Source organism: Brevundimonas diminuta ATCC 11568, assembly GCF_000204035.1.
Taxonomy (GTDB): Bacteria; Pseudomonadota; Alphaproteobacteria; order Caulobacterales; family Caulobacteraceae; genus Brevundimonas; species Brevundimonas diminuta.
The window spans coordinates 1,577,841-1,603,418 of the sequence record NZ_GL883086.1; the positions used below are offsets into that span (position 1 = coordinate 1,577,841).

The following is a 25,578-nucleotide window of genomic DNA, read 5'->3' on the forward strand; positions in this document are numbered from 1 at the left end:
CGCATCGCCATCGCCCGCGCCTTCCTGAAGGACGCGCCCATCCTGCTGCTGGACGAAGCCACCAGCGCCCTCGACACCGCGAGCGAGGCCCTGGTTCAGGCCGCGCTGGAGCGGCTGATGGACGGCCGCGCCACCCTGATGATCGCCCACCGCCTGTCGACGGTGAAGAACGCCGACCGCATCTACGTCATCGAGGGCGGCCGCGTGGTCGAGGAAGGAACCCACGACGCCCTGGTCGCGCGCGGCGGCCTCTACGCCCGTCTGGCCCGGCAGCAGTCGCTGGACAGCGATCCGATCGCCTTGCCCCCGCTGGCTGAACTGCCCGACGAGACCGGCGCATGAGGCCGCTTCGCAATCCGATCATCCAGAACGCCGCCGCCTGGCTTTTGTCCGAGTGGATGCGCTTCTGCTACGCCACCATCCGCTGGACGCACGAGAACGAACAGGTCGCCGAAGAGGTCTGGGCCGACGGCGGCGGCGTGCTGTGCGCCTTCTGGCACTCGCGCCTCGCCCTGGGCCCCGCCTCCTGGCCCATGAAGCGGGCGCAGCCGGTCAAGGGCCTGGTCTCCCTCAGCCCTGACGGCGAGTTCTTCACCAAGGCCGTGGGCCGCCTGGGCATTCCCGCCGTGCGCGGCTCTTCCTCCAACAAGGACAAGGCCAAACAGTCCAAGGGCGGCGCCCAGGCCCTGCGCGACGGGCTGAAACAGTTGAAGGTCGGCGGTCTGGCCATCACGCCGGACGGTCCGCGCGGCCCGGCCCGCCAGATGGCCGAGGGCCTGCCGCTGATGGCGAAGATGTCCGGCGCGCCGGTTCTGTTCATCGGCCTGTCGTGCAGGCCGGCGATCCGATTGAACAGCTGGGACAAGGCGATCCTGCCCCTGCCGTTCGGCAAGGGCGCCGTCGTCTGGGACAAGGCCTGGTATCCGCAAGGCGCCGACCTGGCCGAGGTCACAGCCGACTGGACCGCCCGCCTGACCGCCGTCGAGGCCCGCGCCGACGCCCTCACTGGGCTGGAGCGCGTCTGAGCGTGTCCTTCAGCCCCGCCCTGATCGCCTATCAGCTGTTGACCCGCCTGCTGGAGCCGCTGGCCCCGCGCCTGCTGGACGCCCGCGTCAAGAAGGGCAAGGAAGACCCCGCCCGCGTCGACGAACGTCTGGGCCTGCCCGGCATGGCGCGCCCCGACGGGCCCCTGGTCTGGATCCACGGCGTCAGCGTCGGCGAGGCCCTGTCCATCCTTCCGCTGGCCGAGCGCATCCGCAAGGATCGCCCCGACGTGACGGTGCTGGTCACCACCGGCACCCTGACCTCGGCTCAGGTGCTGGCGACCCGCCTGCCGCGCGGCGTCATCCATCAGTTCGCCCCGGTGGACGCCCCATCGGCGGTCGCCGCATTCCTCGACCACTGGCGGCCCAACGTCGGCGTCTTCGTCGAGAGCGAGCTGTGGCCCAACCTGCTGACCACCGCCCGCAAGCGCGGCGTGTCGCTGGCCCTGGTCAGCGCCCGCATCACCGACAGGACGGCGCAGGGCTGGAAGAAGGCCCCCGGCATGGCGCGCGCCCTGATGAACGGGTTCCAGCACGTCTGGCCTCAGGATCAGGACAGCGCCGACCGGCTGAGCGCGCTGGGCGCGCGCGTCGACGGTCAGGTGAACCTGAAGCTGTCCGGCGAGCCCCTGCCCTATGACAAGGGCGAGTTTTCCCGCCTGTCGGCCCTGATCGACGACCGCCCCGTCGTCGTCGCCGCCAGCACCCATGAGCATGAGGAAATGGCCATCGTCGGCGCGCTGGATCACCTGGCCGACCGCCTGTTCCTGATCGTCGTGCCACGCCATCCGGAACGCGGCGACGCCATCGCCGAGGCCTTGGCCCACGACGGCTACGGCTTCGCGCGCCGCAGCCAGGGCCAGCCGATCTGCGACCAGACCGACATCTACCTGGCCGACACCCTGGGCGAACTGGGCCTGTTCCTGCGGCTGGCCGATGTGGTGGTCATGGGCGGCTCCTTCGCCCCGGCGCTGGGCGGCGGGTCGGTCGGCGGCCACAACCCGCTGGAGCCTGCGCGCCTCGCCAAGCCCATCGTCACCGGCCCGGACGCCAGCAACTGGCAGGCCGTGACCCGGATGTTGAAACAGGCGGGCGGCCTCGTCTCCGTCCTGTCGCCCGCCGAACTGCCCTCGGTCGTCGGCCCCATGCTGGCCGATCCCGAGGCCGCCCGCGACATGGGCGAGCGCGCCCGGCGCTCGGCAGAGGCCGCCGCCGCCGGGCTGGACCGCCTGTGGCTGGCGCTCCAGACCCACCTGCCCGCCGCCCCTTCACGCAGGCGCCTATGAAACTGAACACCCCCCGCTGGTGGTACAGCCGCGACCGCCGCTACGCCCCGGTGACGCGGATGCTACTGAAACCCGCCTCATGGCTGTGGGCGGGCGTCACGGCGCGCAAGATCGCCCGCGCCACGCCGGTCGATCCGGGCGCGGCGGTCATCTCCATCGGCAATCTAACCGTCGGCGGCTCGGGCAAGACGCCCGTCGCGCGCGAGACGCTGCGCCTGCTGCGCGCTCAGGGGGTCGAGGCCGCCGCCCTGTCGCGCGGCTATGGCGGCAGGCTGGAAGGCCCTGTCCGCGTCGACCTGACCCAACACTCAGCCGCGGACGTCGGCGNCGAACCCCTGATGCTGGCGCAAGACGCCCCCGCCTGGATCGCGCGGGACCGCGTGGCGGGCGCCCGCGCAGCCGCGGCCGACGGCGCCTCCGCCCTCGTTCTGGACGACGGCCATCAGAACCCAGCGCTGAAGAAGACCCTCAGCCTGATCGTGGTCGACGGCGAGACGCGCGGCGACGAATGGCCCTTCGGCGACGGCTCGGTCTTCCCCTCCGGCCCGATGCGCGAGCCGCTGAAGGCCGGCCTGGCCCGCGCCGACGGCGTGGTCGTCATGCTGCCGACCGACATGGACGCCGCCGATCCCGAACTGCTGGAGATCTTCGGCGACCTGCCCGTCTTCATCGCCCGGCTGGAGGCCGCCGCCCCGCCGCCGCCCGGCCCTCAGGTCGGCTTCGCCGGCATCGCCAAGCCATGGAAGGTCGAGCGGTCCCTGATCGCCGCAGGCTGCGACCTGAAGGATTTCGTCCCCTTTCCCGACCACGCCGCCCTGTCCGACCGCGACTTCGCCTTCCTGAAGGACCGCGCCGCCGTCTATGAGGCGGGCCTCGTCACCACCGAAAAGGACTGGGTGCGCCTGACCCCGGACCAGCGCGCCGTCATCGCCGCCTGGCCCGTCGCCGCCCGGTTCGAGGATGAGGCGGGCTTCACCGCCTTCCTGATGCGCGCCCTCTGAATTTTCTGACAATCGGCCAGCCTGCCCCGGCGCCTGTGCCAGACTGCCCTGTCCGCCACAGGGATTTCAGACGATTCAGACGAATTGGACTCTCTTTTTTTCCTTCTCCCCTTGAGGGAGAAGGTGGCAGGCGGAGCCTGACGGATGAGGGGTGTTTGCGTCACAGCTGAAATTTTCAGCCCCCTCAGCCCGCGCCTCTTTTTCGCAACGCCGCGTCGACACCCCTCATCCGAGCGCCTCCGGCGCCCACCTTCTCCCACAAGGGGAGAAGGGCTTTAACACCGACATCGCCGCCCGCCGTCTTGACTCCCCGCCCCTCTGGACCGACACGACCCAACCATGATCACGCGCTATTCCCGCCCCGACGCCGTCGCCATCTGGTCGCAAGAGACCAAGTACAAGATCTGGTTCGAGATCGAGGCCCACGCCGCCACCAAGATGGCCGAGCTGGGCGTGATCCCGAAGGAATCGGCCGAGGCCATCTGGGCCAACGGCAAGGACGCGACCTTCGACGCCGACCGCATCGACGAGATCGAGCGCACCACCAAGCACGACGTCATCGCCTTCCTGACCCACGTCGCTGAAATCGTCGGCGAGGAAGCCCGCTTCCTGCACCAGGGCATGACCTCTTCGGACGTGCTGGACACCTGTTTTGCGGTGCAGCTGGCCCGCTCGACCGACCTGCTGCTGGGCGGCGTCGACCGGGTTCTGGCCGCGCTGGAGACCCGCGCCAAGGAGCACAAATACACCCCGACCGTGGGCCGCTCGCACGGCATCCACGCCGAGCCCGTGACCTTCGGCCTCAAGCTGGCCGGCTATCACGCCGAGTTCCAGCGCGCCAAGCGCCGCCTGACTGCCGCCCGTGAAGAGATCGCCACCTGCGCCATCTCGGGCGCCGTCGGCACCTTCGCCAACGTCGATCCGGCCGTCGAGCAATACGTCGCCGACCAGATGGGCCTCAGCGTCGAGCCGGTCTCGACCCAGGTCATCCCGCGCGACCGTCACGCCGCCTATTTCGCCGCCCTCGGCGTCGTCGCCTCCTCGGTCGAGCGTCTGGCCGTCGAAATCCGCCACCTGCAGCGCACCGAAGTCCTCGAAGCCGAGGAGTTCTTCGACAAGGGCCAGAAGGGCTCGTCGGCCATGCCGCACAAGCGCAACCCGATCCTGACCGAGAACCTGACCGGCCTCGCCCGTCTGGTCCGCTCGGCCGTGACCCCGGCGATGGAGAACGTTGCCCTGTGGCACGAGCGCGACATCAGCCACTCCTCGGTCGAGCGCGGCATCGGCCCGGACGCCACCATCCACCTGGACTTCGCCCTGCACCGTCTGGCAGGCGTGATCGAGCGCCTGAACGTCTATCCTGAGAACATGCAGAAGAACCTCGACCGCCTGGGCGGCCTGGTCTTCTCGCAACGGGTCATGCTGGCCCTGACCCAGGCGGGCGTCTCGCGCGAGGACGCCTATGCGGCGGTTCAGGAGAACGCCATGAAGGTCTGGCGCGGCGAAGGCGCCTTCATCGACTTCTTGAAGGCTGACGCCCGCGTCACCCTGCCCCACGACGAGCTGGAGGCCCTGTTCGACCTCGGCTACCACACCAAGAACGTCGACGTGATCTTCGAGCGGGTGTTCGGGGAAGGCTGAGTACTCGCCTGGCCGGTTCATTTCCGAGATCGCAGGATATCGACCGGCCAGGCCGTCCGCCTTTCCGTAGAGACGGCGCCAGGAGCGAGTTCATTGCTCATAGCCACATCGCGCGCCCTGCCCTAATGAACAATATCGGCGCAATCTTGCGTCGTCGGAGCGCGCTAGCCCATGTCCCAGCCGACCCTTCGCCTGAACCCCGCACTCGACGTTCAGAAGTATGCGGAGACTTATGCGCGTGACGGTCTGGTGCAAATTCCGAACGTCTTCGAGCAGCCGACAGCTGAGCTGATCACCGAGATCATGGAGACGTCGCTGCCCTGGTCCTTGACCTTCCTGGGCGAGGACGGCCATCCGGTCAAAATCGCTATGGACGCCCTGCAGGGAGCCGGCGCGGACATCAAGAGTCAGGTAGCCGCCCTCATCCAGCGCAGCGGCCAGCAGTACGGCTTCATCTATTTCAACTTCGGCATGGTGTCGGCCTACAACAGCGGCGAACCGCGCGCGAACCACCCGATCCACCCGGTAACGGGCTTTCTGATGGGCGAGGAATTCGCCGCCTTTGGGCGTCAACTGACCGGCGACGATTCAATCCGCTGGGCGGATTCCCAGGCGACCCTGTACCGCCCCAACGACTTTCTGGGCCTGCACGACGACAGCGCCAGCGGCGAGGTCCAGCGGGTCGCCGCCTATACCCTGGGCTTCACCTCGCGGTGGCGCTCCGACTGGGGCGGTCAGACCCTGTTCCATGACCCCGAGACCGGCGATATCACGCGCGGGCTGATCCCGCGCTGGAACACCCTGACGCTGTTCCGCGTCCCCCAACTCCATTCCGTCGCGCCCATCGCGCCCTATGCGCGGAGCGCGCGGCTCTCCATCGTAGGCTGGTTCCGGCGCGACCATTGACGACCGCCCGCCGGATAGGCTTCCCCCCCGTCGTCGACGAACGGAGCCGCGTCCTGATCCTCGGCAGCCTGCCGGGCGACGCCTCGCTGAAGGCGGCGCAGTATTACGCCCATCCGCAGAACGGCTTCTGGCGGCTGATCGGGGCCGTGATCGCCCAACCGGACCTGGCCGCCCGGCCCTATGAGGCGCGGCTGGAGCGCTTGCGGGCGGCGCGGATCGGGCTGTGGGACGTGATCGCCTCGGCCGAGCGACAGGGCAGCCTGGACGCCGCCATCCGCAACCCGGAAAACGCCGACCTGACCGCCCTGACGGCGCGCCTGCCCGATCTGCGCGCCGTGGCCTTCAACGGCGGGACGGCGGCGCGGCTGGGTCGACGCGCCCTGGCGGGAGCGTCCGGCGTCGCCCTCCTTGACCTGCCGTCGTCCAGCGCGGCCCACGCCCGGCCGTTCGCCGAGAAGCTGTCGCGCTGGACTGCCCTCGGGCCCTATCTGGGCTGAGCCGAGCTTGGCCGCACATCACGCGCCGCGCCCGAAAAATTGATCGCGAACGCATCCTTTTGCGCGGGCAGCCGTATTCCTTCCCGACGCGGCCTCCCCCCGTTTGCAAGCCGGCGTCGATGGAGGACTCTCATGACATTCACCCGCATCACCGCCCTCGCCGTATCGTCCGCCGCCCTGCTGGCTGTGGCCGCCTGCGGCCAGAACGAGACGAAGAAGGAGCCGGCGCCGGTCGAGACCGCCCCGCCCGCCATGGCCCCCGCCACCACCGAACCCATGGTCGGCGGCGTAACGATGAACCCGTCCGACAATCTGGTCGCCAACGCCTCCAAGGCCCCGAACCTGACCACCCTGGTCAGCGCGCTTCAGGCCGCCGGCCTGACGGAACGACTGCAGGGCGCCGGTCCCTTCACCGTCTTCGCGCCCGACAACGCGGCCTTCGACAAGATCCCCGCCGCCACGCGCGAGGGCTGGATGCAGCCCGCGCAGAAGGCCGATCTGACCAAGTTGCTGACCTATCACGTCGTTCCCGGCCGTCTGACCGCCGCCGACATCGCCGCCCAGGCCCAGGCCAACGGCGGAACCGCCACCCTGACCACGGTTCAGGGCGAAAAGCTGACGGTCAAGGACGCCGGCGGCGGCAAGTGGCAGATCACCGACGCCAAGGGCGGAACCTCGACCATCACCCAGGCCGACGTGGCTCAATCGAACGGCGTGGTTCACGTCGTCGACACGGTGTTGATGCCCAAATAGGCGTCGGATCGAACCGACCGGCCGCGGGCGCGTTTATTCCATGCGCCCCGGCGCCTCCGGTCGCTCCCGTTTCCCCGGCGGGAGGCAGATCGAAGAAGGGCCGCAACCGGCGACGGTTGCGGCCCTTCTGGGATCAGTTTGCGACGCGGATCACTCGCCGGCGCGGATCTGTTCGCGCGCGATCGAGGCCAGTTCGTCCATCTTGGAGCGCAGCTCGCCCTCGGACACCGTCATGCCCGACGCCTTGAAGTCGCCGGCCACCTTGCGGAAGACGTCTTCCTCGCCCGGCTGTTCGAAGTCGGCGCGGACCACGGCGGCGGCGTATTGCTCGGCGCTCTCGGTCGACAGGCCCATCTTCTCGGCAGCCCACAGGCCCAGCATCTTGTTGCGACGCGCGATGGCCTTGAATTCCTGTTCCTGATCGAGGGCGTATTTGGCCTCATAGGCCTGTTCCCGATCGTCGAAGGTCGTCATGCGCGTCGTAACTCCAGTCACGGACCAGTCTCGTCCGCAAACGGCTCTATGGCCCCCGGCGCGACCGAACGCAACCAGACTTCGGTCGCGTATGCTGACGCAGGGTCGCTTCAGGATATTTGTGTCACAGACGCCCTTCGGCTAAAGGGCGCGTGGTTCTATATAGCCGCCGTCGATTCAAGGACCGCGCCGCCCCGACCTTCGGGCCGCGCGTTTTTCGTTTTGAGGCCGTCCGTTTCCTTCCCGTCCGGGACCCGAAGATGAACACCAAGCGCAAGAAGCTCTACGAGGGCAAGGCCAAGATCCTGTACGAGGGGCCTGAGCCGGGCACGCTGATCCAGTATTTCAAGGACGATGCGACCGCCTTCAACGCGCAGAAGAAGGCGACCCTGGAAGGCAAGGGCGTCATCAACAACCGCATCAGCGAATTCATCATGTCGCGCCTGAACTCGATCGGCGTGACCAACCACTTCATCAAGCGCCTGAACCTGCGCGAACAGCTGATCCGCGAAGTCGAGATCATTCCGCTGGAAGTCGTCTGCCGCAACGTCGTCGCCGGCTCGCTGGCCCAGCGCCTGGGCCAGGAAGAGGGCACGCCCCTGCCCCGTTCGATCATCGAATTCTACTACAAGAAGGATGAGCTGAACGACCCGATGGTGACGGAAGAGCACATCACGGCGTTCAACTGGGCCACGACCCAGGAGCTGGACGACATCCTGGCCATGACGGTCCGCGTCAACGACTATCTGTGCGGCATGTTCGGCGCCGTCGGCATCACCCTGGTGGACTTCAAGATCGAGTTCGGCCGCGTGTGGGAGAACGACTTCGCCCGCGTCATCCTGGCCGACGAAATCAGCCCCGACTCGTGCCGCCTGTGGGATTCGACCACGGGCGAGAAGCTGGACAAGGACCGCTTCCGCCGCGACATGGGCGACGTCATCGAAAGCTACACCGAGGTGGCCCGCCGCCTCGGCATCATGAAGGACATGCCGACCGTGATTCAGGGAGGGCTGCATTAATGGCCAAGGTTAAAGTTCACGTCTTCCTCAAGCCCGGCGTGCTGGACGTCCAGGGCAAGGCCGTCGAAGGCGCCCTGCAGGGCCTGGGTTGGAACGGCGTCTCGGGCGCCCGCGTCGGCAAGCTGATCGAGTTCGACCTCGACGACGCCGTCGTCGACAAGGAAGCCGAGGTGAAACGCATGTGCGAGACCCTGCTGGCCAACACGGTCATCGAAAGCTACCGGATCGAAATCGCCTAACGGCGATGACGGGTCAGACGATCAGGGCCGCTCGAAAGAGCGGCCTTTTTCTATGCCCTCCGGCCTAGCCGCACAGGTAATCCCGGCTCAGCGGCGCGGCCGTCTGCTTCTTCGTCAGCTGCAGCTGGAACACCATGTGGCCCAGCTCGCGGAAAGCGACCTCGCTGGCGGCGAGATAGAACTCCCACATCCGGCAGAAGCGCTCGTCATACATGGCCAGCGCCTCCCCGCGCCTCGCCAGAAATCGCTCGCGCCAATGCCGCAGCGTCTCGGCGTAATGCAGGCGCAGCACCTCCATGTCAGTGACCCACAGGCCCGCGCGTTCGATGGCGGGCAACACCTCTGACAGGGCCGGGATATAGCCGCCGGGGAAGATGTATTTGCGCACCCACGGCTGGGTGCGGTTGGGCGGCGACTTGCGGCCGATGGAATGGATCACCGCCACCCCGTCGTCATCCAGCAGACGGGCGACCGTGTCGAAATACTCCTGATAGTTCGGCACGCCGACGTGCTCGAACATCCCCACCGAGATGATGCGGTCGAAGGTCTGGTTCAGGTCACGATAGTCCTGAAGCCGGAAGTCGGCCCGGTCCGTGACGCCCAGCGCCGTCGCCCGCTCATTGGCCGTGCGGTGCTGTTCGGTCGACAGGGTGACGCCGGTCACACGCGCCCCGCGCTCGACCATCGACAGGCCCAGCCCGCCCCAGCCGGCGCCGATGTCCAGGGCGCTGTGACCCGGCTCCAGCAGAAGCTTGTCGATCAGGCGGCGCTTCTTGGCGACCTGGGCCTCTTCCAGGCTGGCGTCCGACGTCTCGAAGAAGGCGCAGGAATATTGCAGGTCGTCGTCCAGGAACAGGCGGTAGAAGTCGACCGTCAGATCGTAATGGTGATGGACGTTGCTGCGCGCATGAAGCCGGTCGTTGGCCTGCTCGGCGCCGCGCCTGATCCGCTGCACCCAGGTCAGCTTGGGCGAGCGCGGCCGAAGCGCCAGCTGCGAAGTCGTCAGTTGCAGGAAGTCATAGACGCTGCCGCCTTCGATCCGGAACGTGCCGTCCATGAAGGCTTCGCCCAGGGCCAGATCAGGATTGGCGGCGATGGCGACGGCCGTCTTCATGTCCGACAGCACAGCCGTCAGTTCCGGTTCGCCCGGCCCCGCCGTCAGTTCTCGACCGTCCGGAAGCCGCACCCGGATCGACCGCGTCTGAAAGGTTCGGTCCAACAGGGCTTGCAGCATCCCGTTCCTCCGCTCATCAAGACAGCTTGACCTTAGCTAGGGACAGAATGTCGCGACGCAACGCCCGTGGCGAGTCTTCCGTTAGTTTGGGCATCCGAATCCGCCGTCCAAGGAAGAGCGCGCCATGAGCTTCACCGTCACCTCGACCGACTTTTCCGACGGAGACGTCCTGCCCGACGCCCAGGTCAAGGCGCTGGGCGACGCCTCGCCGCAACTGTCGTGGTCGGGCGCGCCCGAAGGAACCAAGAGCTTCGCCGTCACCTGCTATGATCCCGACGCTCCGACCGGCTCGGGTTTCTGGCACTGGACGGTCGCCAACATCCCGGCGAACGTGAACGCCCTGGCCGCCGGCGCGGGCGCCGTCGGCGGGACGAACCTGCCCAAGGGCGCCGTCCAGGGACGCACGGACTATGGCGAGGCCGGTTTCGGCGGCGCCGCCCCGCCGCCCGGCCACGGCCCGCACCGCTACATCTTCACCGTCTTCGCCGTGGACGTGGATCGACTGGATGTGACGGAGGACAACTCGGGCGCGATCTTCGGCTTCAATCTGCACTTCCACACCCTGGCCAAGGCGTCGATCACGGCGACCTACGAGAACCGGGGCTGACCAGCCGACACAAAGCGTGATGACCGCTTCGACGCCGCCCCGGTTGATGCCGTGTGCGGCGTCCTTATTTTGCAGCGCAACCTCCCCTTGCTGCATCGCGACAATCCATGGCCCCTGCCGACGCTCCCTGCCTCGACGATCCGCGTTGCGCCGCGTCCGGCAGCGACGAGCGCGTGGCCGAACCGGGCAAGGCGGCGCTGGTGCTGCTGGCGCTGGCCATGGGCGGCTTCGCCATCGGCGTGACCGAGTTCGCCGCCATGAGCGTCCTGCCCGACTTCGCGGCGGGTCTGGGCGTCAGCGAGCCGACGGCGGGGCATGTCATCAGCGCCTATGCCGCAGGCGTGGTCGTCGGGGCGCCGATCCTGGCCGTGCTGGGCGCGCGCCTGCCCCGCTGGCTGCTGCTGATCGGCTTCATGGCCCTGTTCGCCGTCGGCAACGCCCTCAGCGCCCTGGCGCCGACCTATGAGTGGATGCTGGTCTTCCGTTTCCTCAGCGGCATTCCGCACGGGGCCTATTTCGGCGTGGCGGCGCTGGTCGCGGCGTCGCTGGTGCCGCTGCGGCTCAGGACGCGGGCCGTCTCGACCGTTCTGCTGGGCCTGACGGTCGCCACGGTGATCGGGGTGCCGGTCGCCAACGCCGTCAGCCACAGCTTCGGCTGGCGCTGGACCTTCGCCATCGTCAGCGTGCTGGCGGTGCTGACCATGGCGCTGGTCGCCGTCTTCGCGCCGCGTGATCCCGCCCATCCCGACGCCAGTCCCTGGCGCGAACTGGGCGCCCTGAAGCGCGGCCAGGTGTGGCTGACGCTGGGCGTCGGCGCGATCGGCTTCGGCGGGATGTTCGCCGTCTACGCCTACCTGGCCTCGACGCTGAAGGCGGTGACCGGCGTGGGGCCGGAAGTCCTGCCCTGGGTCTTCGCTCTGTTCGGCTTGGGGATGGTGGCGGGCAATCTGCTGGGCGCCTGGGCCGCCGACCGCTTCGGCATGATCGCGGCGGGCGGCCTGCTGTTGTGGAGCGCGGCGGCCCTGGCCCTCTACCCCTTCGCCGCGCCACACCTGTGGGCCGTGATGATCGTGGTGGTGCTGATCGGCGGCGGCGGCGGGCTGGGCTCGGTGCTGCAGACGCGGCTGATGGACGTGGCCGGCGACGCCCAGACCCTGGCGGCGGCCCTCAATCACTCGGCCTTCAACACGGCCAACGCCATAGGCCCCCTGCTGGCGGGCATGGCCGTGGCGGCGGGCTGGGGCTGGACCTCGACCGGCTGGGTCGGCGTCGCCCTGTCGCTGGGCGGTTTCGCGATCTGGATCGTCGCCTGGGCGACGGGGCGCAAGGCGCAACAAAGCGACGCCTGACATTCGTCCCGAAGGGTGCTAGGAGGCCCGGCCATGAGCGCAGCTGTCATTGTATTCCCCGGTTCCAACTGCGATCGCGACTGCAAGGTCGCCGTCGAACGTTCCACTGGCGAGCAGGTCCAGATGGTCTGGCACGCCGAGACCGAACTGCCCAAGGGCCTCGACCTGATCGTGCTGCCGGGCGGCTTCTCCTACGGCGACTATCTGCGCTGCGGCGCGATGGCGGCCCAGGCCCCGATCATGCAGGCGGTCAAGAAGGCCGCCGACGACGGCGTCACCGTGGTCGGCATCTGCAACGGCTTCCAGGTGCTGTGCGAAGCCGGAATGCTGCCGGGCGCCCTGATGCGCAACAGCAGCCTGAAATACATCTGCAAGCCGATCAGCATCACCGTCGCCAACGGCCAGACGCGCTTCACCTCGGGCTATCAGGGCCAGCGCGAAATCATCATGACCCAGGGCAACGCCGACGGTAACTATTTCGCCGACGAAGAGACCCTGAAGCGCATCGAAGGCGAGGGCCAGGTGGTCTTCCGCTACGTCGACAACCCCAACGGCTCGGTCGGCGACATCGCCGGCCTGCAAAATGAGCGCGGCAACGTCCTCGGCATGATGCCTCACCCGGACCGCGCGTTCGAAGCCGAACTGGGCAGCGCCGACGGCGCGATCCTGTTCCAGAGCATCTACGCGGCGGCCTAAACGCCCAGCTTGGGCGCAGCCGCGCCGCTGGCGTCGATCGTTGCGAACAGGGCGCGGATCAACGCCTGCTCCTCAGCGGTGATCTCAGGCTTCCAGACATCGAAGATCAGGATGGTGCGGTCCTGATCGCTGTCGTTCGCGGCCTCGTGCTCGATCGTGTCGTCGAAGGCCCAGGCCTGGCCCGCCTTCCACTGACGCTCTTCGCCGCCGACGCGGAACCAGCAGTCCGGCGGCACGACCAGCGGCAGGTGGCAGATCAAGCGCGTATTAATCAGCCCGTGGTGCGGCGGAATCTTCGCCCCCGCCTGAAGCCTGGAGAACAGAACCGAGGGCGAACGGCCGGGGATGCGACACAGGGGCGCCGCCGCCAGCGCCTGCATCGTCTGCGGACAGCGTTCAGCGATTTCGGGAACCTCGGCCCCGTCCTTCCACAGGAAGACCGCGCTCCAGGCGTCATTGCCCAGCAGCCCCGCCTGATCGTGCCGGGGGCGATTGACCCGATCCTCGATATAGGGCGAGAACAGGGCCGGTTCGGCCAGGATGGCGTCCAGTTCGGCGCGGATGGCGGGCGCCGCCGCCTCGACCTCCGCCAGCCAGGCGACGGTCTCGCGCGGCTGAAACTCGATCTGCGGCAGGCCCGGAAACATGTAGAATTTCGGCTGCTGATAGTAGAGCCGCCGACGCCCCGTCATCAGGTCCAGAGAAGCCGCGAAGCGGGCGCTGGACGTCGCGGGGTCAAAGCCGCGTTGGCTCAGGCCCTCGCGCAGCCCCTGCTCGAAACGGCGCGCGCCCTCGGCCTGAGCCGCGGCGGCGTGCTGAAGCTCGGCGCGCAGGTCGGACGGCGGCGTGGCGATCGCCCGCCCCTGAGCCAGGGCGGCGCCGTAGAAGCTCATGGCCGAGCGATGATCCCCCAGGGCGCTGAGGGCGTCGCCCTTGAACACCAGGGCGCGCGGCTCGCGCGGGTTGATCGCCAACAGGGCCTCGGCCGCCGCCGTCAGGGCTGCTGCATCTGACCGTTCGCGCGCCTGTCGAGCCTCACGGATGAGCGCGTCGGCCTGAAGCTGCGGATCCGTAGAGCGGACATCGGTCATGACCGGATGGAACCGCCCCCTGCGGCGACGGTCAAGCGTTCAGCCGTCCTTGCGGTCCAGAACGCTGGCGCTGCGGCCGGAATCGCCGACCTCGACGTCCTCATCGACCAGTTCGCCGTCCTCATCCGTCGCGCGCTCCAGGGTGCCTTCGGCGCCGGATTCGTGGATGGCGGCCAGTTCGCGAGCGCCGACGCCCAGGCCCTGCTCCAGGGCGCGATTGGTCTCGACCTCCTCCTCGAACGTCTGTTCGATGGGGTCCGGTTTGCCTGTGTCCGGTTTGTTCGGGTCGGTCATGACGGCCTCCTTCTCAATGGCCTGAAAGCAAGGCTGGAAGCCCGGTCGCGGTTCCATGCGCCGTCGATGAACCTTCTTCGACCCAGCGCGTAGATACGGCGAAGCTGAGCCGGAGAGACGCATGACCGCCATCGAACGCCCCACCCCCGCCCAGCAGACGCGCCGCCTGGCCGTGCTGGCCGCCGCCGTCTTCGCCGTCATCGTTCCCGTCGTTCAGGCCCTGGGCGGTTTCGGCCTGAGCCAGGCGGAGTTCGCCGCCGACGGAAACCAGACGTTGCGGGTGGCCGGCTACGCCTTTTCAATCTGGAGCCTGCTCTATCTGGGCCTCATCATCTACGCCGGACGTCAGGCCCTGCCCCAGACGGGCGAAAGCGTGCTGATCAACCGCATGGGCTGGCCGTCGGTCGTCGCCTTCTTCGGCATCGGCTTCTGGATCGTCATGGCGGCGCTGAACCTCAAAGCGGCCAGCGTCGTCGTCATCCTGGCCTCGCTCCTCGCCCTGCTGCTGCCGATGCTGGCCAGCGCGCGCACGATCCGCGCGACCGGGGCGATGGAGCGGGACCGCTGGTTCCTGATCTGGCCGCTGGCGGCGCTGGCGGGGTGGCTGACCGTGGCCGCGCCGCTGAACCTGATCACCGTAGCGACGGCGTTCGAGGCCCTGCCCGCCGCCCTGTCGCCGACCGGCTGGGCCGTGCTGGCCGTGGTCGCGACCACCCTGGTCGGGATCGGCGTGACCTGGGCCCTGCGGACCCTGGCCTATCCCCTGCCCATCGCCTGGGGTCTGGTGGGGGCCTTCGTGGCCGAGCAGGAGGTCAAGCCGGTGCTGGCTTTCACGGCCCTGGCGGCGGCCTTTGCCCTGGTGGTGGCGGGGGTCATCATCGTCTTCGGTTTGAGACGCGGCGTCGAACGCCGGTGACGGGCTGACAGACGCCCCAGAGACGGCTAGAAGGCCCGCCCATGAGCGCGCCCCAAAAGACCATCGCCCAGCTGGCCGAAGAGTACGGCCTCGCCCCCAATGAATATCAAGTCCTGCTGGACCGGCTGGGCCGCGAGCCCAACCAGGTCGAGCTGGGCGTCTTCTCGGTCATGTGGTCCGAGCACTGCTCCTACAAGTCGTCCAAGAAGCAGCTGATGAAGTTCCCGGTGACGGGCGAGCGCGTCATCTGCGGCCCCGGCGAGAACGCGGGCGTGATCGACATCGACGACGGCGACGCCTGCATCTTCAAGATGGAGAGCCACAACCACCCCTCCTACATCGAGCCCTATCAGGGCGCGGCGACGGGCGTGGGCGGCATCATGCGCGACGTCTTCACCATGGGCGCGCGCCCGGTGGCCCTGCTGAACGCCCTGCGTTTTGGCGACCCGTCGCACGAGAAGTCCAAGCGTCTGGTCAAGGGCGTGGTCAGCGGCATCGGCGGCTACGGCAACTGCGTCGGCGTGCCGACCGTTGCGGGCGAGACGAACTTCCACAAGGGCTACAACGGCAACATCCTGGTCAACGCCATGTGCGTCGGCCTGGCCCGCGCCGACGAAATCTATTATTCGGCCGCGCCGGAAGCGGGCCACGACGTGGTCTATTTCGGCTCCAAGACCGGCCGCGACGGCATCCACGGCGCCACCATGTCCTCGGCCGAGTTCGACGACGAGTCGGACGCCAAGCGCCCCACGGTGCAGGTCGGCGACCCCTTCGCCGAAAAGCTGCTGATCGAAGCCACGCTGGAGCTGATGGCCTCGGGCGCCGTGGCCGCCATTCAGGACATGGGCGCGGCGGGCCTGACGTCCTCCTCGGTCGAAATGGCCGGCAAGGGCGGCGTCGGCGTCGAGCTGGACCTCGACAAGGTGCCCCAGCGCGAAACCGGCATGACCGCCTATGAGATGATGCTGTCGGAAAGCCAGGAGCGGATGCTGGCCGTGCTGAAGCCCGGCTTTGAGGACGTCGGCTATCGCATCTTCCAGAAGTGGGGGCTGGACTTCGCCATCATCGGCAAGACGACCAACACCGGCCATCTGGTGCTGAAGCACCACGGCGATGTGGTCTGCGACGTGCCGCTGGCCCCGCTGTTCGACGACGCGCCCCTGTATGACCGTCCGTGGGTTCAGCCGGAACTTCAACCGCGCCTCGACCCGGCGGAAGTCCCGGCTCCCGAAAGCTGGAACGACGCCGTGCTGAAGGTCGTCGCCTGCCCCGACATGGCGTCCAAGCGCTGGATCTGGGAGCAGTACGACCGCCACGTCATGGCCGACACTCTGCAGGATTCCTCAACCGGCGCCGACGCGGGCGTGATCCGCGTCCACGGCACGGAAAAGGGTCTGGCCGTCACCTCGGACTGCACCCCGCGCTATGTCCAGGCCGACCCCTATGAAGGCGGCAAGCAGGCCGTGGCCGAGGCGTGGCGCAACCTGACCGCCGTCGGCTCGCGTCCGATCGCCATCACCGACAACCTGAACTTCGGCAACCCGCAGCGCCCCGAGATCATGGGCCAGATCGTGCGCGCCACCGACGGCATGGCCGAGGCCTGCCGCGAGCTGGACTTCCCCGTCGTGAGCGGCAACGTCAGCCTCTATAACGAGACCAACGGCGTCGCCATTCCGCCGACGCCGACCGTCGGCGCCGTGGGCCTGCTGACCAACTACGACGTGACCACCGGATTCGGCGGCGCGGCCGAGGGCGACCAGCTGGTGCTGATCGGCCAGACGCACGGCGAACTGGGCGCTTCCATCTATCTGCGCGAGGTGCTGGGCCGCGAGGACGGCGCCCCGCCGCCGGTCGACCTGAAGCTGGAACGCAAGACCGGCGACTTCGTGCGCGGCCTGATCGAGGCGGGCGAACTGACCCTGGTCCACGACCTGTCGGACGGCGGCCTGGTCGGGGCGGCGGCGGACATCGCCCTGGCCTCGGACGTCGGGATCGAACTGAACGCCTCCAGCGCCGCCCACGCCCACGCCTTCCTGTTCGGCGAGGACCAGGCCCGTTATCTGGTCGCCGTGTCGGACGCCGACGCCCTGATCGCCAAGGCCAAGGACGCGGGGCTGCACGCCTCGGTCGTGGGTCTGGTCAAGGGAACGGACTTCGCCTCCTCGGGCCCGAAGGGCGAACTGTTCCGCATCCCCGTCGCCCATGTGCGCGAGTTCCACGAAGGCTGGATGCCGAACTGGATCGAAGGCTGATGCGCAGCGCCGCCCTCATCCTCGTCGTCGCGGGCGCCGCCCTGGTGTCGGCCTGCGAGTTCGAGGGCGGCGATCCCGTCCAGCACGCCCTGCGCGACGCGGCCGCCGCCCGACAGGCCGCCGCGCTGAAGACCACCGAGGAAGAAGAGGCGCAGGCGATCCGTCGTCCAACCGCCTCCGGCCCGGCCCTGCATGAGCCGGACGAACTGTCGCGACTGATCGCCGCCCGCCGTCAGGCGGTGGAGGAAACGCGCGCCCTGCTGGCCGCCACGACAGATCCGGCGCTGAAAGGGCAGCTGACCGGCGACTTGAAGGCCGAGGAAGGCCGTCTGCGCGCGCTGGAGGCCCGCGCCGCCGCGAGACCATGAAAAAAATGTCAGCCTAGGTTCATATTCGTGGTGTAGGAGGCCGAGCAGTGGCCTTGATACATCCTATACGGGAGCCGTCCGCTGAAAGTCGCTGTCGTCCTGCCTTTAGGTTGCTGCTTCTCCCTATCCCAACCCAACTCGATGGAGACCGTCGTCCGCACTCTGGCTCATGGCGACCAGAATGCGGAATTGCGCATCTTCTGCTGTGAAGGCGCCGAGGATCACGGAAATCTTCCGGCCTATCGCCTGCCCAGAAATAAGAAGCGGCTTTCGGCGCTTGAGAAGGCCCTGGACGACTTCGATCCGGACGTCATCGAATTCCACCAACAGCTGCGTCAGGCGCTTCAAATCTCCCGACGCTTTCCTCGCGCCACGCGCGTGCTCTATCGGCACAATGCGCTGAAGTCGCCGCGAGGCCTGTTTGACCGTTGGCGCTATGAACGACGGTTCCGCCAGATCGACGGCCTGATCTTCGTCAGCGACGCGGGACGTCGAGAATTCCTTCAGGATTATCCGAAGCAGGAACCCAAGGCTTTCGCCGTTCCCAACCCCATCAACGTCGATCTGTGGCGCGCGCCGGTCGACGGTCGCGAACCGCTGATCGCCTTCGCCGGCCGCGCCATGGCGGAAAAGGGCGTGGACCTGATCTGCGCCGCCCTGCCCGCCGTGCTGGAGCGTCATCCCGACTGGCGCGCCGTGCTGATGCTGAACGACTGGGACAAGCACGCCGCCTGGGCCGAACCTCATGTCGCCCCTCTGGAACGGTTCGGCGACCGGGTGACGGTGTTGAAGTCGGCGCCGCTGAGCGAGGTTCGCGCGGTCATGCAGCGTGCGGCCATCGCCCTGACGCCTTCGATCTGGGCTGAACCCTTGGGCCTGACCGCGCTGGAGGCCCATGCCGCGGGCGCGGCCCTGATCTCGTCCGGGCGCGGCGGCCTGCGCGAAGCCAGCGGCCCGCACGCCGTCTATGTCGATGATCTGACCGCCGATGGACTGGGCGCCGCGATGGACGACCTGATCCGCGACCCCGCGCGACGCTTGGAGTTGGCCCGTGCGGCTCAAGCCTATGTGGCGCACACGCACACCCCAGGGCACCGCGCGGCGCAGTTGCATGACCTACGCGAACGTCTGGTCCACGCCAAAAGTCTTGGACGATAACGCGGCGGCTGAGCCCGTTGCGGCCTCGGATCGCCGAGAGCCGCAGGCCTGCGTCAGATCTGCGGGACCGCCTGGCTGAGACGGCCGCCGACGCGGATCGGCTCGACGCGCTTGGCCAGGCCCGTGCGGTCGTCGGTCTCGACGAAAACGCCGCAAATGGTCGCCGGGCCGCTGGCGGGGACATAGCGTCCGCCCGACAGACGGGTGGTGAAACGGCGCAGCGGCTCTTCCTTGTCGTTGCCGATGACGGAGTCGTAGTCGCAGCAGCCGCCCGCGTCGGTCTGATAGGCCGTACCGTGGGGCAGGATCTGCGCGTCGGCGGTCGGGACATGGGTGTGGGTGCCGACCACCAGACTGGCGCGGCCGTCGCAGAAGTGGCCCATGCCCATCTTCTCGCTGGTGGCCTCGGCGTGCATGTCGACGATGACGGCGTCGGCGACGACGCCCAGAGGCGCGGCCTCCAACTCGCGCTCCACGGCGCTGAAGGGGTCATCCATCGGGTCCATGTGGACGCGGCCCAGCACGTTGATGACCAGCACCCGGCGGCCGTCCGACGTGACGAAGACGTCCGCGCCGCGCCCCGGCGCATCCATCAGGCGCGGATAGTTGGCCGGACGGATCAGGCGCGGCTCGCGCACGATATAGGTCAGGGCCTCGCGCTGGTCCCAGCTGTGGTTGCCCAGCGTCAGGACGTCGGCCCCAGCGTTGAAGATGTCGTTGGCGGTGTTCTCGGTGATGCCGAAACCGCCCGCCGCGTTCTCGGCGTTGACCACCACGAAATCAAGCCTGAGGTCGCGCCTCAGCCCCGGAAGATGGTCCGAAAGTCCATCGCGCCCGGACTTGCCGACCACGTCACCGAAAAACGCCAATCTCATGGGATCGCTCTATAGCCGGTCTCGGTCAAAACGCCATGCAAGCGGATGTCGTGCGGCTCCAGATCGAGGCGATCGACCGCCTGCCCGGCATAGGCGAAGCCGACCCGGCGCGCGTCGGGCAGCATCGCGAAGGTCCGGTCGTAATAGCCGCCCCCCTGGCCCAACCGTCCGCCGTGAGCATCGAAGGCCAACAGGGGCGTCAGGATCATGTCCGGCCGCACCACCTCGCTCAGCGGCAGAGGCGCGGGACATCCGGCGGCGTCCAGCTCCAACGGCTCGCCCGGCGCCCAGGCGCGGAAGATCATGGCCGCGTCGCGCTCCAGCACCACCGGCAGGCACAGGCGACGGCCCGCCTGGTGCAGAACATTGGCCAGGGCGTCGGTGTCCAGCTCCGACCCCATGGCGCGATAGAGGGCGACGATTTCAGAAGACGGCAAGGCGTCGGCATGGCTCGCGGCGCGCTCGGCGGCTTCGGGATCGGCCTCGGTCAGACGCTTTCGCAAGGCGCGCATGGCGGCCCGGAGTTCGTGCTTGGGGGTCATCGCCGCTCGGCCCTTCGCCAAATTCCACCGTCATCCTCGGGCTTGACCCGAGGATCCAGCCTAACGGCGCACTGAACGCCGACAGGTCGAGCGCGTCGCCCAACTCGATCCTCGGGTCAAGCCCGAGGATGACAGCGGGAGAAGGAACGATTGGAGAAATGCTCACCAACTGCGCAAGGGGCCAGCAACCGCGTCTCCAGCGTAGCGCACCAAAACGCGCTCAAGCAGCAAGGGACCGCGTCGCGAGCGATAGCGCACTAAAAAAGAAGGGTTGGCGGCGCCGCGTGAGCCGTGAAGAACGTTTAAATCCTCTCGACCTGGGTAGCCAGGTGGGCTCCGTATGCCCAGGCCCTCGAGCCCGGACAGGGACAGATCCCTATGAGTGAATTAAGGTCAGAAGGATATGTTGTCTTCGACGTGAGCCGCAGCATGACCCGCCGTCGCGCAAGATAGGCGTTCGGACGAGTTTCAACAATGGCGAAGCGCGCGTTTCTCCCTCCCCATAGAAGGGAGGGAGAAGGCCGACGCCCTACATCGTCTGAACGATCTTCTCGATGCGGGCGGCCACGGCGTTCAGGGCCTCGGCCACGCCGTCGCTGGCCGGAGCGGGCGTCGCGACGGCCGCCGTCGCCGCCTTGGCGCGACCCGAGTTCTGGACCGCCGCCTGGCGTTTCGCTTCTCCAAGCTCGTCAGCCAGCATCAGGGCGGCCATCAGGAACAGGCGCACATCGCCGACCTGGCCGACCTGATCGGCCACGCCCTGCACCCGTTCGTTGAACTGGGCCGCCAGGTCGCGCACCCGCGCCTCCTGACCGTCGGCGCAGCCCACCGCATAGGGGCGGCCGTGAACCTCTACCGTCACCGTCGCCATCAGTTCGCCTCCTCTTGCCCAGCGGCTTGCTGTGAAGCCGCCTGCTGCTGCGCCAGCACCTCGCGCACGGCGTCGGCCGCGCGGGCCAGCGCCTGGGCGGTTTCCTGACCGGCCGTCTCCAGCTCGGCGATGCGGGCCAGGTCGGCCGCGTTCGAGGCGCGCGGCGCGAACAGGTCGTCGTCCGCGATGGGCGGCGCCGAGGCGGGCCTGGCTTTCAGCTCAAGCACCTTGCGCTCCAGATCAGCCAGCGCTCGATCAATCCGCGCCTTTGCAGCCGTAACGGCGTCCATGATGGTCCTTTCTTCCAGATTCCGTGTAGAACCTGCCGGCGCGCCGGGGTAAAGCGGCGCCGCCCCCGCTTTATCCTGTTCCTGAGGAAAGGTCTCGCCGTGACCGACGCCCAAGCTGCATTCGCCAAGCCTTCGCCCAAACAGATGGCCGACGCCATCCGGGTGCTGTCCATGGATGCGGTCGAAAAGGCCAAGAGCGGCCACCCTGGCATGCCGATGGGCATGGCCGACGTCGCCACCGTCCTCTATTCGAAATTCCTGAAGTTCGACGCCAGCCGCCCCGACTGGGCCGACCGCGACCGCTTCATCCTGTCAGCCGGTCACGGCTCGATGCTGATCTACAGCCTGCTGCACCTGACGGGCTACAAGGACGCCACCCGGGAACAACTGGAAAACTTCCGCCAGTGGGGCTTCAAGACCGCCGGCCACCCCGAGTACGGCCACATGGCCGGGATCGAGACGACCACCGGCCCGCTGGGTCAGGGCCTGGCCACCTCGGTCGGCTTCGCCCTGGCGGAGCGCCATCTGGCGGCGCGCTTCGGCAAGGATCTGGTCGATCACCGCACCTGGGTCGTCGCCGGCGACGGCTGCCTGATGGAAGGCGTGTCGCAGGAAGCCATCGCCCTGGCCGGCCGCCTGAAGCTGAACAAGCTGTGCGTCCTGTGGGACGACAACGAGATCACCATCGACGGCAAGGTCTCGCTGTCGGACGCCACCGACCAGCTGACGCGCTTCAAGGCCTCGGGCTGGGCGGTCAAGGCCATCGACGGCCACGACTATAGGCAGATCCAGAAGGCCCTGGCCTGGGCGACCAAGCAGGACAAGCCGACGCTGATCGCCTGCAAGACCAAGATCGGCAAGGGCGCCGCCACCATGGAAGGCAGCCACAAGACCCACGGCGCGGCCCTGGGCGCCACCGAGATCGCGGCGACCCGTCAGGCGCTGAACTGGCCCTTCGCGCCGTTCGAGCTGCCCGAAGGCGTGCAGAAGGCCTGGGCCAAGGTCGGCAAGCAGGGCGGCAAGGCCCGCAAGGCCTGGGAAGGCCGTCTGCTGAACCACGCCCAGCGCGACGACTTCACCCGCGCCATGGCCGGCGACCTGCCCACCGGCGCCTTCGAGGCGCTGGACGCCAAGCTGAAGCAACTGGTCGTCGACAAGCCCGCCCTGGCCACGCGCCAGTCCTCGGGCGAGGCGCTGGAGACCGTTTTCAACGCCATCCCCGAAATGGTCGGCGGCTCGGCCGACCTGACCGGCTCGAACAACACCTTCGTCAAGAACACCCAGATCATGGACGCGCCGGATTACGCCGGCCGCTACCTGAACTACGGCATCCGCGAGTTCGGCATGGCCGCGGCGATGAACGGCCTAGCGTTGCACGGCGGGGTCATCCCCTACGGCGGCACCTTCATGGCGTTCGCGGACTACAGCCGCCCGGCGATCCGTCTGGGCGCCCTGATGGGCGTGCGCGCGATCCACGTCCTGACGCACGACAGCATCGGCCTGGGCGAAGACGGCCCGACGCACCAGCCGGTCGAGCATCTGGCGGCCCTGCGCGCCATTCCGAACCTGCTGACCATGCGCCCCGCCGATACCGTCGAGGCGCTGGAGTGCTGGCAGGTCGCCCTGCAGCACAAGACCACGCCGACCGCCATGTGCCTCTCGCGCCAGAAGACCCCGGCCGTGCGCGTGACCGACGCGGGCGAGAACCTGTCCCGCAAGGGCGCCTATGAGCTGAAGGCCGCCAACGGCGAGGCCAAGGTCACCCTGTTCGGCACCGGCACCGAAGTCGCCCTGGCCCTGAAGGCCGCCGAGATGCTGGAGGCCGAAGGCGTGCCCACCCGCGTGGTGTCGGTCCCCTGCTTCGCCCTGTTCGAGCAGCAGCCCAAGGCCTATCAGGACGCCGTCATCGGCCGCGGCACGGTGCGCGTCGCCGTCGAGGCCGCCATCAAGCAGGGCTGGGAGCGCTTCATCGGCGAGGACGGCGGCTTCGTCGGCATGTCGTCCTTCGGCGCCTCGGCCCCGGCCGAAGTCCTCTACCGCGAGTTCGGCATCACCGCCGAAGCCGTGGTCGAAGCCGCCAAGGCCCGGCTGTAAGCTCCATGCGCCGCCTCGCCCTCGTCCTGAGCTTCGGCTTATCGATGGCGGGCGGCGCGCCTGCCTTCGCCGAGACAACCGCCCCCATGGCGGTCGAGACGCCCGTTGTCATCGGCCAGTCCTACGCCCTGCCCTCCGCCGTCATGAACCAGACGCGCGAGATCAACGTCTGGCTGCCGCCCGGCTATGCCAAGGGCAGCCAGACCTATCCCGTCCTCTACGTCCTCGACGGCGGACAGGATCAGGACTTTCACCACATCTCGGGCATCGCCCAGTTGGGGACCATCGTCGGCACGACGCGCGACGTCATCGTCGTGGGCGTCGCCTCGATGGACCGCCGCAACGAGCTTGCCCTGCCGACCGACGACGCCGAACTGATCTCCCGCTATCCGACGCAAGGGCAATCCGACCGCTTCCGCCGTTTCGTCGGCGAAGAGGTCATGCCCTTCATCGAAGTCCGCTATCGCACCAGCGGCGAGACGGCCCTGATGGGCGAGTCCCTGGCGGGCCTCTTCGTGGTCGAGACCTTCCTGAAAGAACCGCAGATGTTCGACGCCTATGTCGCGGTCAGCCCCAGCCTGTGGTGGGACGGCGGCCAGTTGGCGCGGCAGTCCGGCGCCCATCTGCGCGACCACTCCAACGACCCGCGCACCCTGATCCTGACGCTGGGCGACGAGGGCGAGATGATGCAGGCGCCAATGGACGTGCTGACCGCCAATCTGCGCGATCACGCCCTGCCCGGCGTTACCTGGGACTTCACCCCGCGCCCGAACGAGAGCCACGCCACCATCTATCACGGCGCCGCGCTGGACGCCTTCCGCCGCCTCTATGCGGTTCCGGCCGAGCCGGGAACCTGAACGACTTTTCGGAGCCTGACGCCATGAAGATCGGCACGCCGCTTACCGACCACGCCACGCGCGTCATGCTGCTGGGCTCGGGCGAGCTGGGCAAGGAGGTGGCCATCGAGCTGCAACGCCTCGGCGCCGAGGTGATCGCGGTCGACCGCTACGCCAACGCCCCCGCCATGCAGGTGGCGCACCGCAGCCACGTCATCCCCATGACCGATCCCCAGGTGCTGAACGGGATCATCATGGCCGAGGCCCCGCACATCATCGTGCCGGAGATCGAGGCCATCGCCACCGACGCCCTGGCGGCTATCGAGGCGGCGGGGCTGGCCCGCGTCATCCCCACCGCCCGCGCCACCCAGCTGACCATGAACCGCGAAGGCATCCGCCGTCTGGCCGCCGAAGAGCTGAGCCTGCCGACCAGTCCCTACGCCTTCGCCGCCTCGGCCGAGGAACTGGCGGCGGGGGCGCAGGCGGTGGGCTTCCCCTGCTTCGTCAAGCCGGTCATGTCGTCCTCGGGCAAGGGCCAGTCCTATGTCGAGGGGCCTGAGGGCGTGGCCGACGCCTGGGCCTATGCCGAAGCGTCGGGGCGGGTCGCGGGCGGCGTCGTCATCGTCGAGGGGCGCATCGACTTCGACTATGAGATCACCCTGCTGACGGTGCGGTCGTTGCGCGACGGCGCGGTCCGTACGGACTTCTGCGCCCCCATCGGTCATCGCCAGCAGAAGGGCGACTATGTCGAAAGCTGGCAGCCGCAGATCATGAGCCCCGCCGCCCTGAAGACGGCGCAGGCCATTGCGGCCAAGGTGACGGAGGCGCTGGGCGGTCTCGGCGTCTTCGGCGTCGAACTGTTCGTGAAGGGCGACGAGGTCTGGTTCTCGGAAGTGTCGCCGCGTCCGCACGACACCGGGCTGGTGACGCTGGCGACGCAGGTCATGAGCGAGTTCGCCCTGCATGCCCGCGCCATTCTGGGCCTGCCCGTCGACGTCACCCTGCGCGAACCCGGCGCCAGCGCCGTCATCTACGGCGGCATGGAGGCGCAGGGCGTGGTGTTCGAAGGCGTGGCCGAGGCCCTGTCGGTCCCGACCGCCGACCTGCGCCTGTTCGGCAAGCCCGAGGCCTATGAGCGCCGCCGCATGGGCGTGGCGTTGGCGCGGGGGGCGGACACGGATCAGGCCCGTGCCCGCGCGACCGAGGCGGCGGGCAAGGTGCGAGTGGTCGCTCCGTAATCCTTCTT

Annotated in this window: 27 protein-coding genes, 1 other RNA gene and 1 pseudogene; 20 read left to right on the forward strand and 9 right to left on the reverse strand. The window is 68.3% G+C overall.

What is annotated here, in order from left to right:
• The 8 genes and pseudogenes from BDIM_RS11485 to BDIM_RS11520 all read left to right on the forward strand — a co-directional run.
• Window positions 1-342, forward strand: a pseudogene (locus BDIM_RS11485) (ABC transporter ATP-binding protein); the annotation flags it as partial.
• Complete coding sequence (locus BDIM_RS11490; RefSeq protein ID WP_003165771.1) at window positions 339-1,025, forward strand: lysophospholipid acyltransferase family protein; 687 nt, start codon at window positions 339-341, stop codon at window positions 1,023-1,025. The pseudogene BDIM_RS11485 and the gene BDIM_RS11490, both read left to right, overlap by 4 nt.
• Window positions 1,026-1,027: 2 nt before the next feature.
• A complete protein-coding gene (locus tag BDIM_RS11495; protein ID WP_003165772.1) occupies window positions 1,028-2,329 on the forward strand; it encodes a 3-deoxy-D-manno-octulosonic acid transferase in 1,302 nt (433 codons plus the stop codon).
• A complete protein-coding gene (gene lpxK / locus BDIM_RS11500; RefSeq protein ID WP_040345904.1) occupies window positions 2,326-3,330 on the forward strand; it encodes a tetraacyldisaccharide 4'-kinase in 1,005 nt (334 codons plus the stop codon). Before BDIM_RS11495 ends, lpxK begins: the two co-directional genes overlap by 4 nt.
• Window positions 3,331-3,669: 339 nt before the next feature.
• Window positions 3,670-4,971 (forward strand): adenylosuccinate lyase, encoded by a 1,302-nt coding sequence (purB, locus tag BDIM_RS11505; protein WP_003165774.1) that lies wholly within the window; start codon window positions 3,670-3,672, stop codon window positions 4,969-4,971.
• A 171-nt stretch (window positions 4,972-5,142) separates the two neighbouring features.
• The gene (locus BDIM_RS11510; RefSeq protein ID WP_003165775.1) at window positions 5,143-5,877 is read left to right on the forward strand and encodes a 2OG-Fe(II) oxygenase family protein; all 735 of its coding nucleotides are present in this window, start codon (window positions 5,143-5,145) and stop codon (window positions 5,875-5,877) included.
• Window positions 5,874-6,374, forward strand: a complete 501-nt coding sequence (locus tag BDIM_RS11515; RefSeq protein ID WP_003165776.1) for a DNA-deoxyinosine glycosylase — start codon at window positions 5,874-5,876, stop codon at window positions 6,372-6,374. The genes BDIM_RS11510 and BDIM_RS11515 overlap by 4 nt, the downstream gene beginning before the upstream one ends.
• Window positions 6,375-6,506: 132 nt before the next feature.
• A complete protein-coding gene (locus tag BDIM_RS11520; RefSeq protein WP_003165777.1) occupies window positions 6,507-7,127 on the forward strand; it encodes a fasciclin domain-containing protein in 621 nt (206 codons plus the stop codon).
• A 150-nt stretch (window positions 7,128-7,277) separates the two neighbouring features.
• Here BDIM_RS11520 and BDIM_RS11525 read toward each other — a convergent pair whose 3' ends face one another.
• On the reverse strand, window positions 7,278-7,601 hold the full coding sequence (locus tag BDIM_RS11525) for a DUF1476 domain-containing protein (RefSeq protein ID WP_003165778.1): 324 nt from the start codon (window positions 7,599-7,601) through the stop codon (window positions 7,278-7,280).
• Window positions 7,602-7,861: 260 nt separating this feature from the next.
• On the opposite strand from BDIM_RS11525, the gene purC reads away from it, so the two are divergent.
• Together purC and purS are read left to right on the forward strand one after the other, a co-directional pair.
• On the forward strand, window positions 7,862-8,620 hold the full coding sequence (gene purC / locus BDIM_RS11530) for a phosphoribosylaminoimidazolesuccinocarboxamide synthase (protein ID WP_003165779.1): 759 nt from the start codon (window positions 7,862-7,864) through the stop codon (window positions 8,618-8,620).
• Window positions 8,620-8,859 carry a phosphoribosylformylglycinamidine synthase subunit PurS gene (gene purS / locus BDIM_RS11535; protein ID WP_003165780.1) on the forward strand — a complete coding sequence of 80 codons (240 nt, stop codon included), beginning with the start codon at window positions 8,620-8,622 and terminating at the stop codon, window positions 8,857-8,859. The genes purC and purS overlap by 1 nt, the downstream gene beginning before the upstream one ends.
• A gap of 64 nt (window positions 8,860-8,923) precedes the next feature.
• On the opposite strand, the gene BDIM_RS11540 is transcribed toward purS, so the two are convergent.
• Window positions 8,924-10,093: an SAM-dependent methyltransferase gene (locus tag BDIM_RS11540; RefSeq protein WP_003165781.1), complete on the reverse strand. Its 1,170-nt coding sequence runs from the start codon at window positions 10,091-10,093 to the stop codon at window positions 8,924-8,926.
• A gap of 124 nt (window positions 10,094-10,217) precedes the next feature.
• On the opposite strand from BDIM_RS11540, the gene BDIM_RS11545 reads away from it, so the two are divergent.
• From BDIM_RS11545 to purQ, 3 genes are all read left to right on the forward strand, one after another.
• Entirely contained in the window at window positions 10,218-10,700 is a 483-nt protein-coding gene (locus tag BDIM_RS11545) for a YbhB/YbcL family Raf kinase inhibitor-like protein (RefSeq protein WP_003165782.1), read from the forward strand.
• Between the two features lie 107 nt (window positions 10,701-10,807).
• On the forward strand, window positions 10,808-12,049 hold the full coding sequence (locus BDIM_RS11550) for an MFS transporter (RefSeq protein ID WP_112999729.1): 1,242 nt from the start codon (window positions 10,808-10,810) through the stop codon (window positions 12,047-12,049).
• 33 nt (window positions 12,050-12,082) lie between these two features.
• Window positions 12,083-12,745, forward strand: coding sequence for a phosphoribosylformylglycinamidine synthase subunit PurQ (purQ, locus tag BDIM_RS11555; protein ID WP_003165784.1), 663 nt, complete (start codon window positions 12,083-12,085; stop codon window positions 12,743-12,745).
• Here purQ and BDIM_RS11560 read toward each other — a convergent pair.
• Both BDIM_RS11560 and BDIM_RS11565 read right to left on the reverse strand, forming a co-directional pair.
• On the reverse strand, window positions 12,742-13,836 hold the full coding sequence (locus BDIM_RS11560; protein WP_003165785.1) for an aspartyl/asparaginyl beta-hydroxylase domain-containing protein: 1,095 nt from the start codon (window positions 13,834-13,836) through the stop codon (window positions 12,742-12,744). The genes purQ and BDIM_RS11560 overlap by 4 nt on opposite strands.
• Window positions 13,837-13,875: 39 nt before the next feature.
• Window positions 13,876-14,130 (reverse strand): hypothetical protein, encoded by a 255-nt coding sequence (locus BDIM_RS11565; RefSeq protein ID WP_244911821.1) that lies wholly within the window; start codon window positions 14,128-14,130, stop codon window positions 13,876-13,878.
• Between the two features lie 121 nt (window positions 14,131-14,251).
• On the opposite strand from BDIM_RS11565, the gene BDIM_RS11570 reads away from it, so the two are divergent.
• The 4 genes from BDIM_RS11570 to BDIM_RS11585 all read left to right on the forward strand — a co-directional run bounded on the left by BDIM_RS11570 (window position 14,252) and on the right by BDIM_RS11585 (window position 18,824).
• Window positions 14,252-15,046, forward strand: a complete 795-nt coding sequence (locus BDIM_RS11570) for a hypothetical protein (protein ID WP_003165787.1) — start codon at window positions 14,252-14,254, stop codon at window positions 15,044-15,046.
• Between the two features lie 41 nt (window positions 15,047-15,087).
• Window positions 15,088-17,298, forward strand: coding sequence for a phosphoribosylformylglycinamidine synthase subunit PurL (gene purL, locus BDIM_RS11575; protein WP_003165788.1), 2,211 nt, complete (start codon window positions 15,088-15,090; stop codon window positions 17,296-17,298).
• On the forward strand, window positions 17,298-17,666 hold the full coding sequence (locus tag BDIM_RS11580; RefSeq protein WP_003165789.1) for a hypothetical protein: 369 nt from the start codon (window positions 17,298-17,300) through the stop codon (window positions 17,664-17,666). The genes purL and BDIM_RS11580 overlap by 1 nt, the downstream gene beginning before the upstream one ends.
• A gap of 141 nt (window positions 17,667-17,807) precedes the next feature.
• Window positions 17,808-18,824: a glycosyltransferase family 4 protein gene (locus tag BDIM_RS11585; protein WP_003165790.1), complete on the forward strand. Its 1,017-nt coding sequence runs from the start codon at window positions 17,808-17,810 to the stop codon at window positions 18,822-18,824.
• Between the two features lie 53 nt (window positions 18,825-18,877).
• Here BDIM_RS11585 and BDIM_RS11590 read toward each other — a convergent pair whose 3' ends face one another.
• The 5 genes from BDIM_RS11590 to BDIM_RS11605 form a co-directional block, all read right to left on the reverse strand.
• Window positions 18,878-19,699: a TIGR00282 family metallophosphoesterase gene (locus BDIM_RS11590; RefSeq protein WP_040345911.1), complete on the reverse strand. Its 822-nt coding sequence runs from the start codon at window positions 19,697-19,699 to the stop codon at window positions 18,878-18,880.
• Window positions 19,696-20,241, reverse strand: coding sequence for a 5-formyltetrahydrofolate cyclo-ligase (locus BDIM_RS11595; protein WP_003165792.1), 546 nt, complete (start codon window positions 20,239-20,241; stop codon window positions 19,696-19,698). Before BDIM_RS11595 ends, BDIM_RS11590 begins: the two co-directional genes overlap by 4 nt.
• Before the next feature lie 273 nt (window positions 20,242-20,514).
• Window positions 20,515-20,675, reverse strand: a non-coding RNA gene (ssrS, locus tag BDIM_RS17240) — 6S RNA.
• 95 nt (window positions 20,676-20,770) lie between these two features.
• Window positions 20,771-21,112, reverse strand: a complete 342-nt coding sequence (locus BDIM_RS11600) for a cell division protein ZapA (RefSeq protein WP_003165793.1) — start codon at window positions 21,110-21,112, stop codon at window positions 20,771-20,773.
• Window positions 21,112-21,402, reverse strand: a complete 291-nt coding sequence (locus tag BDIM_RS11605) for a hypothetical protein (RefSeq protein ID WP_003165794.1) — start codon at window positions 21,400-21,402, stop codon at window positions 21,112-21,114. The genes BDIM_RS11600 and BDIM_RS11605 overlap by 1 nt, the downstream gene beginning before the upstream one ends.
• Before the next feature lie 144 nt (window positions 21,403-21,546).
• On the opposite strand from BDIM_RS11605, the gene tkt reads away from it, so the two are divergent.
• From tkt to purT, 3 genes are read left to right on the forward strand one after another with little or no spacing between them, the layout of a single operon-like run.
• Window positions 21,547-23,496 (forward strand): transketolase, encoded by a 1,950-nt coding sequence (tkt, locus tag BDIM_RS11610; protein WP_003165795.1) that lies wholly within the window; start codon window positions 21,547-21,549, stop codon window positions 23,494-23,496.
• Between the two features lie 5 nt (window positions 23,497-23,501).
• A complete protein-coding gene (locus tag BDIM_RS11615; protein WP_003165796.1) occupies window positions 23,502-24,353 on the forward strand; it encodes an alpha/beta hydrolase in 852 nt (283 codons plus the stop codon).
• Window positions 24,354-24,376: 23 nt separating this feature from the next.
• Window positions 24,377-25,570 (forward strand): formate-dependent phosphoribosylglycinamide formyltransferase, encoded by a 1,194-nt coding sequence (purT, locus tag BDIM_RS11620; RefSeq protein WP_003165797.1) that lies wholly within the window; start codon window positions 24,377-24,379, stop codon window positions 25,568-25,570.
• Window positions 25,571-25,578: the final 8 nt, after the last annotated feature.

Excerpts from the sequence above, each read along its gene's own strand:
- BDIM_RS11490 (WP_003165771.1), top strand. The coding sequence starts at position 339 with ATGAGGCCGCTTCGCAATCCGATCATCCAGAACGCCGCCGCCTGGCTT.
- purB (WP_003165774.1), top strand. The coding sequence starts at position 3,670 with ATGATCACGCGCTATTCCCGCCCCGACGCCGTCGCCATCTGGTCGCAA.
- BDIM_RS11510 (WP_003165775.1), top strand. The coding sequence starts at position 5,143 with ATGTCCCAGCCGACCCTTCGCCTGAACCCCGCACTCGACGTTCAGAAG.
- BDIM_RS11520 (WP_003165777.1), top strand. The coding sequence starts at position 6,507 with ATGACATTCACCCGCATCACCGCCCTCGCCGTATCGTCCGCCGCCCTG.
- BDIM_RS11525 (WP_003165778.1), bottom strand. The coding sequence starts at position 7,601 with ATGACGACCTTCGACGATCGGGAACAGGCCTATGAGGCCAAATACGCC.
- purC (WP_003165779.1), top strand. The coding sequence starts at position 7,862 with ATGAACACCAAGCGCAAGAAGCTCTACGAGGGCAAGGCCAAGATCCTG.
- purS (WP_003165780.1), top strand. The coding sequence starts at position 8,620 with ATGGCCAAGGTTAAAGTTCACGTCTTCCTCAAGCCCGGCGTGCTGGAC.
- BDIM_RS11540 (WP_003165781.1), bottom strand. The coding sequence starts at position 10,093 with ATGCTGCAAGCCCTGTTGGACCGAACCTTTCAGACGCGGTCGATCCGG.
- BDIM_RS11545 (WP_003165782.1), top strand. The coding sequence starts at position 10,218 with ATGAGCTTCACCGTCACCTCGACCGACTTTTCCGACGGAGACGTCCTG.
- BDIM_RS11550 (WP_112999729.1), top strand. The coding sequence starts at position 10,808 with ATGGCCCCTGCCGACGCTCCCTGCCTCGACGATCCGCGTTGCGCCGCG.
- purQ (WP_003165784.1), top strand. The coding sequence starts at position 12,083 with ATGAGCGCAGCTGTCATTGTATTCCCCGGTTCCAACTGCGATCGCGAC.
- BDIM_RS11560 (WP_003165785.1), bottom strand. The coding sequence starts at position 13,836 with ATGACCGATGTCCGCTCTACGGATCCGCAGCTTCAGGCCGACGCGCTC.
- BDIM_RS11565 (WP_244911821.1), bottom strand. The coding sequence starts at position 14,130 with ATGACCGACCCGAACAAACCGGACACAGGCAAACCGGACCCCATCGAA.
- BDIM_RS11570 (WP_003165787.1), top strand. The coding sequence starts at position 14,252 with ATGACCGCCATCGAACGCCCCACCCCCGCCCAGCAGACGCGCCGCCTG.
- purL (WP_003165788.1), top strand. The coding sequence starts at position 15,088 with ATGAGCGCGCCCCAAAAGACCATCGCCCAGCTGGCCGAAGAGTACGGC.
- BDIM_RS11580 (WP_003165789.1), top strand. The coding sequence starts at position 17,298 with ATGCGCAGCGCCGCCCTCATCCTCGTCGTCGCGGGCGCCGCCCTGGTG.
- BDIM_RS11585 (WP_003165790.1), top strand. The coding sequence starts at position 17,808 with ATGGAGACCGTCGTCCGCACTCTGGCTCATGGCGACCAGAATGCGGAA.
- BDIM_RS11590 (WP_040345911.1), bottom strand. The coding sequence starts at position 19,699 with ATGAGATTGGCGTTTTTCGGTGACGTGGTCGGCAAGTCCGGGCGCGAT.
- BDIM_RS11595 (WP_003165792.1), bottom strand. The coding sequence starts at position 20,241 with ATGACCCCCAAGCACGAACTCCGGGCCGCCATGCGCGCCTTGCGAAAG.
- BDIM_RS11600 (WP_003165793.1), bottom strand. The coding sequence starts at position 21,112 with ATGGCGACGGTGACGGTAGAGGTTCACGGCCGCCCCTATGCGGTGGGC.
- BDIM_RS11605 (WP_003165794.1), bottom strand. The coding sequence starts at position 21,402 with ATGGACGCCGTTACGGCTGCAAAGGCGCGGATTGATCGAGCGCTGGCT.
- tkt (WP_003165795.1), top strand. The coding sequence starts at position 21,547 with ATGGCCGACGCCATCCGGGTGCTGTCCATGGATGCGGTCGAAAAGGCC.
- BDIM_RS11615 (WP_003165796.1), top strand. The coding sequence starts at position 23,502 with ATGCGCCGCCTCGCCCTCGTCCTGAGCTTCGGCTTATCGATGGCGGGC.
- purT (WP_003165797.1), top strand. The coding sequence starts at position 24,377 with ATGAAGATCGGCACGCCGCTTACCGACCACGCCACGCGCGTCATGCTG.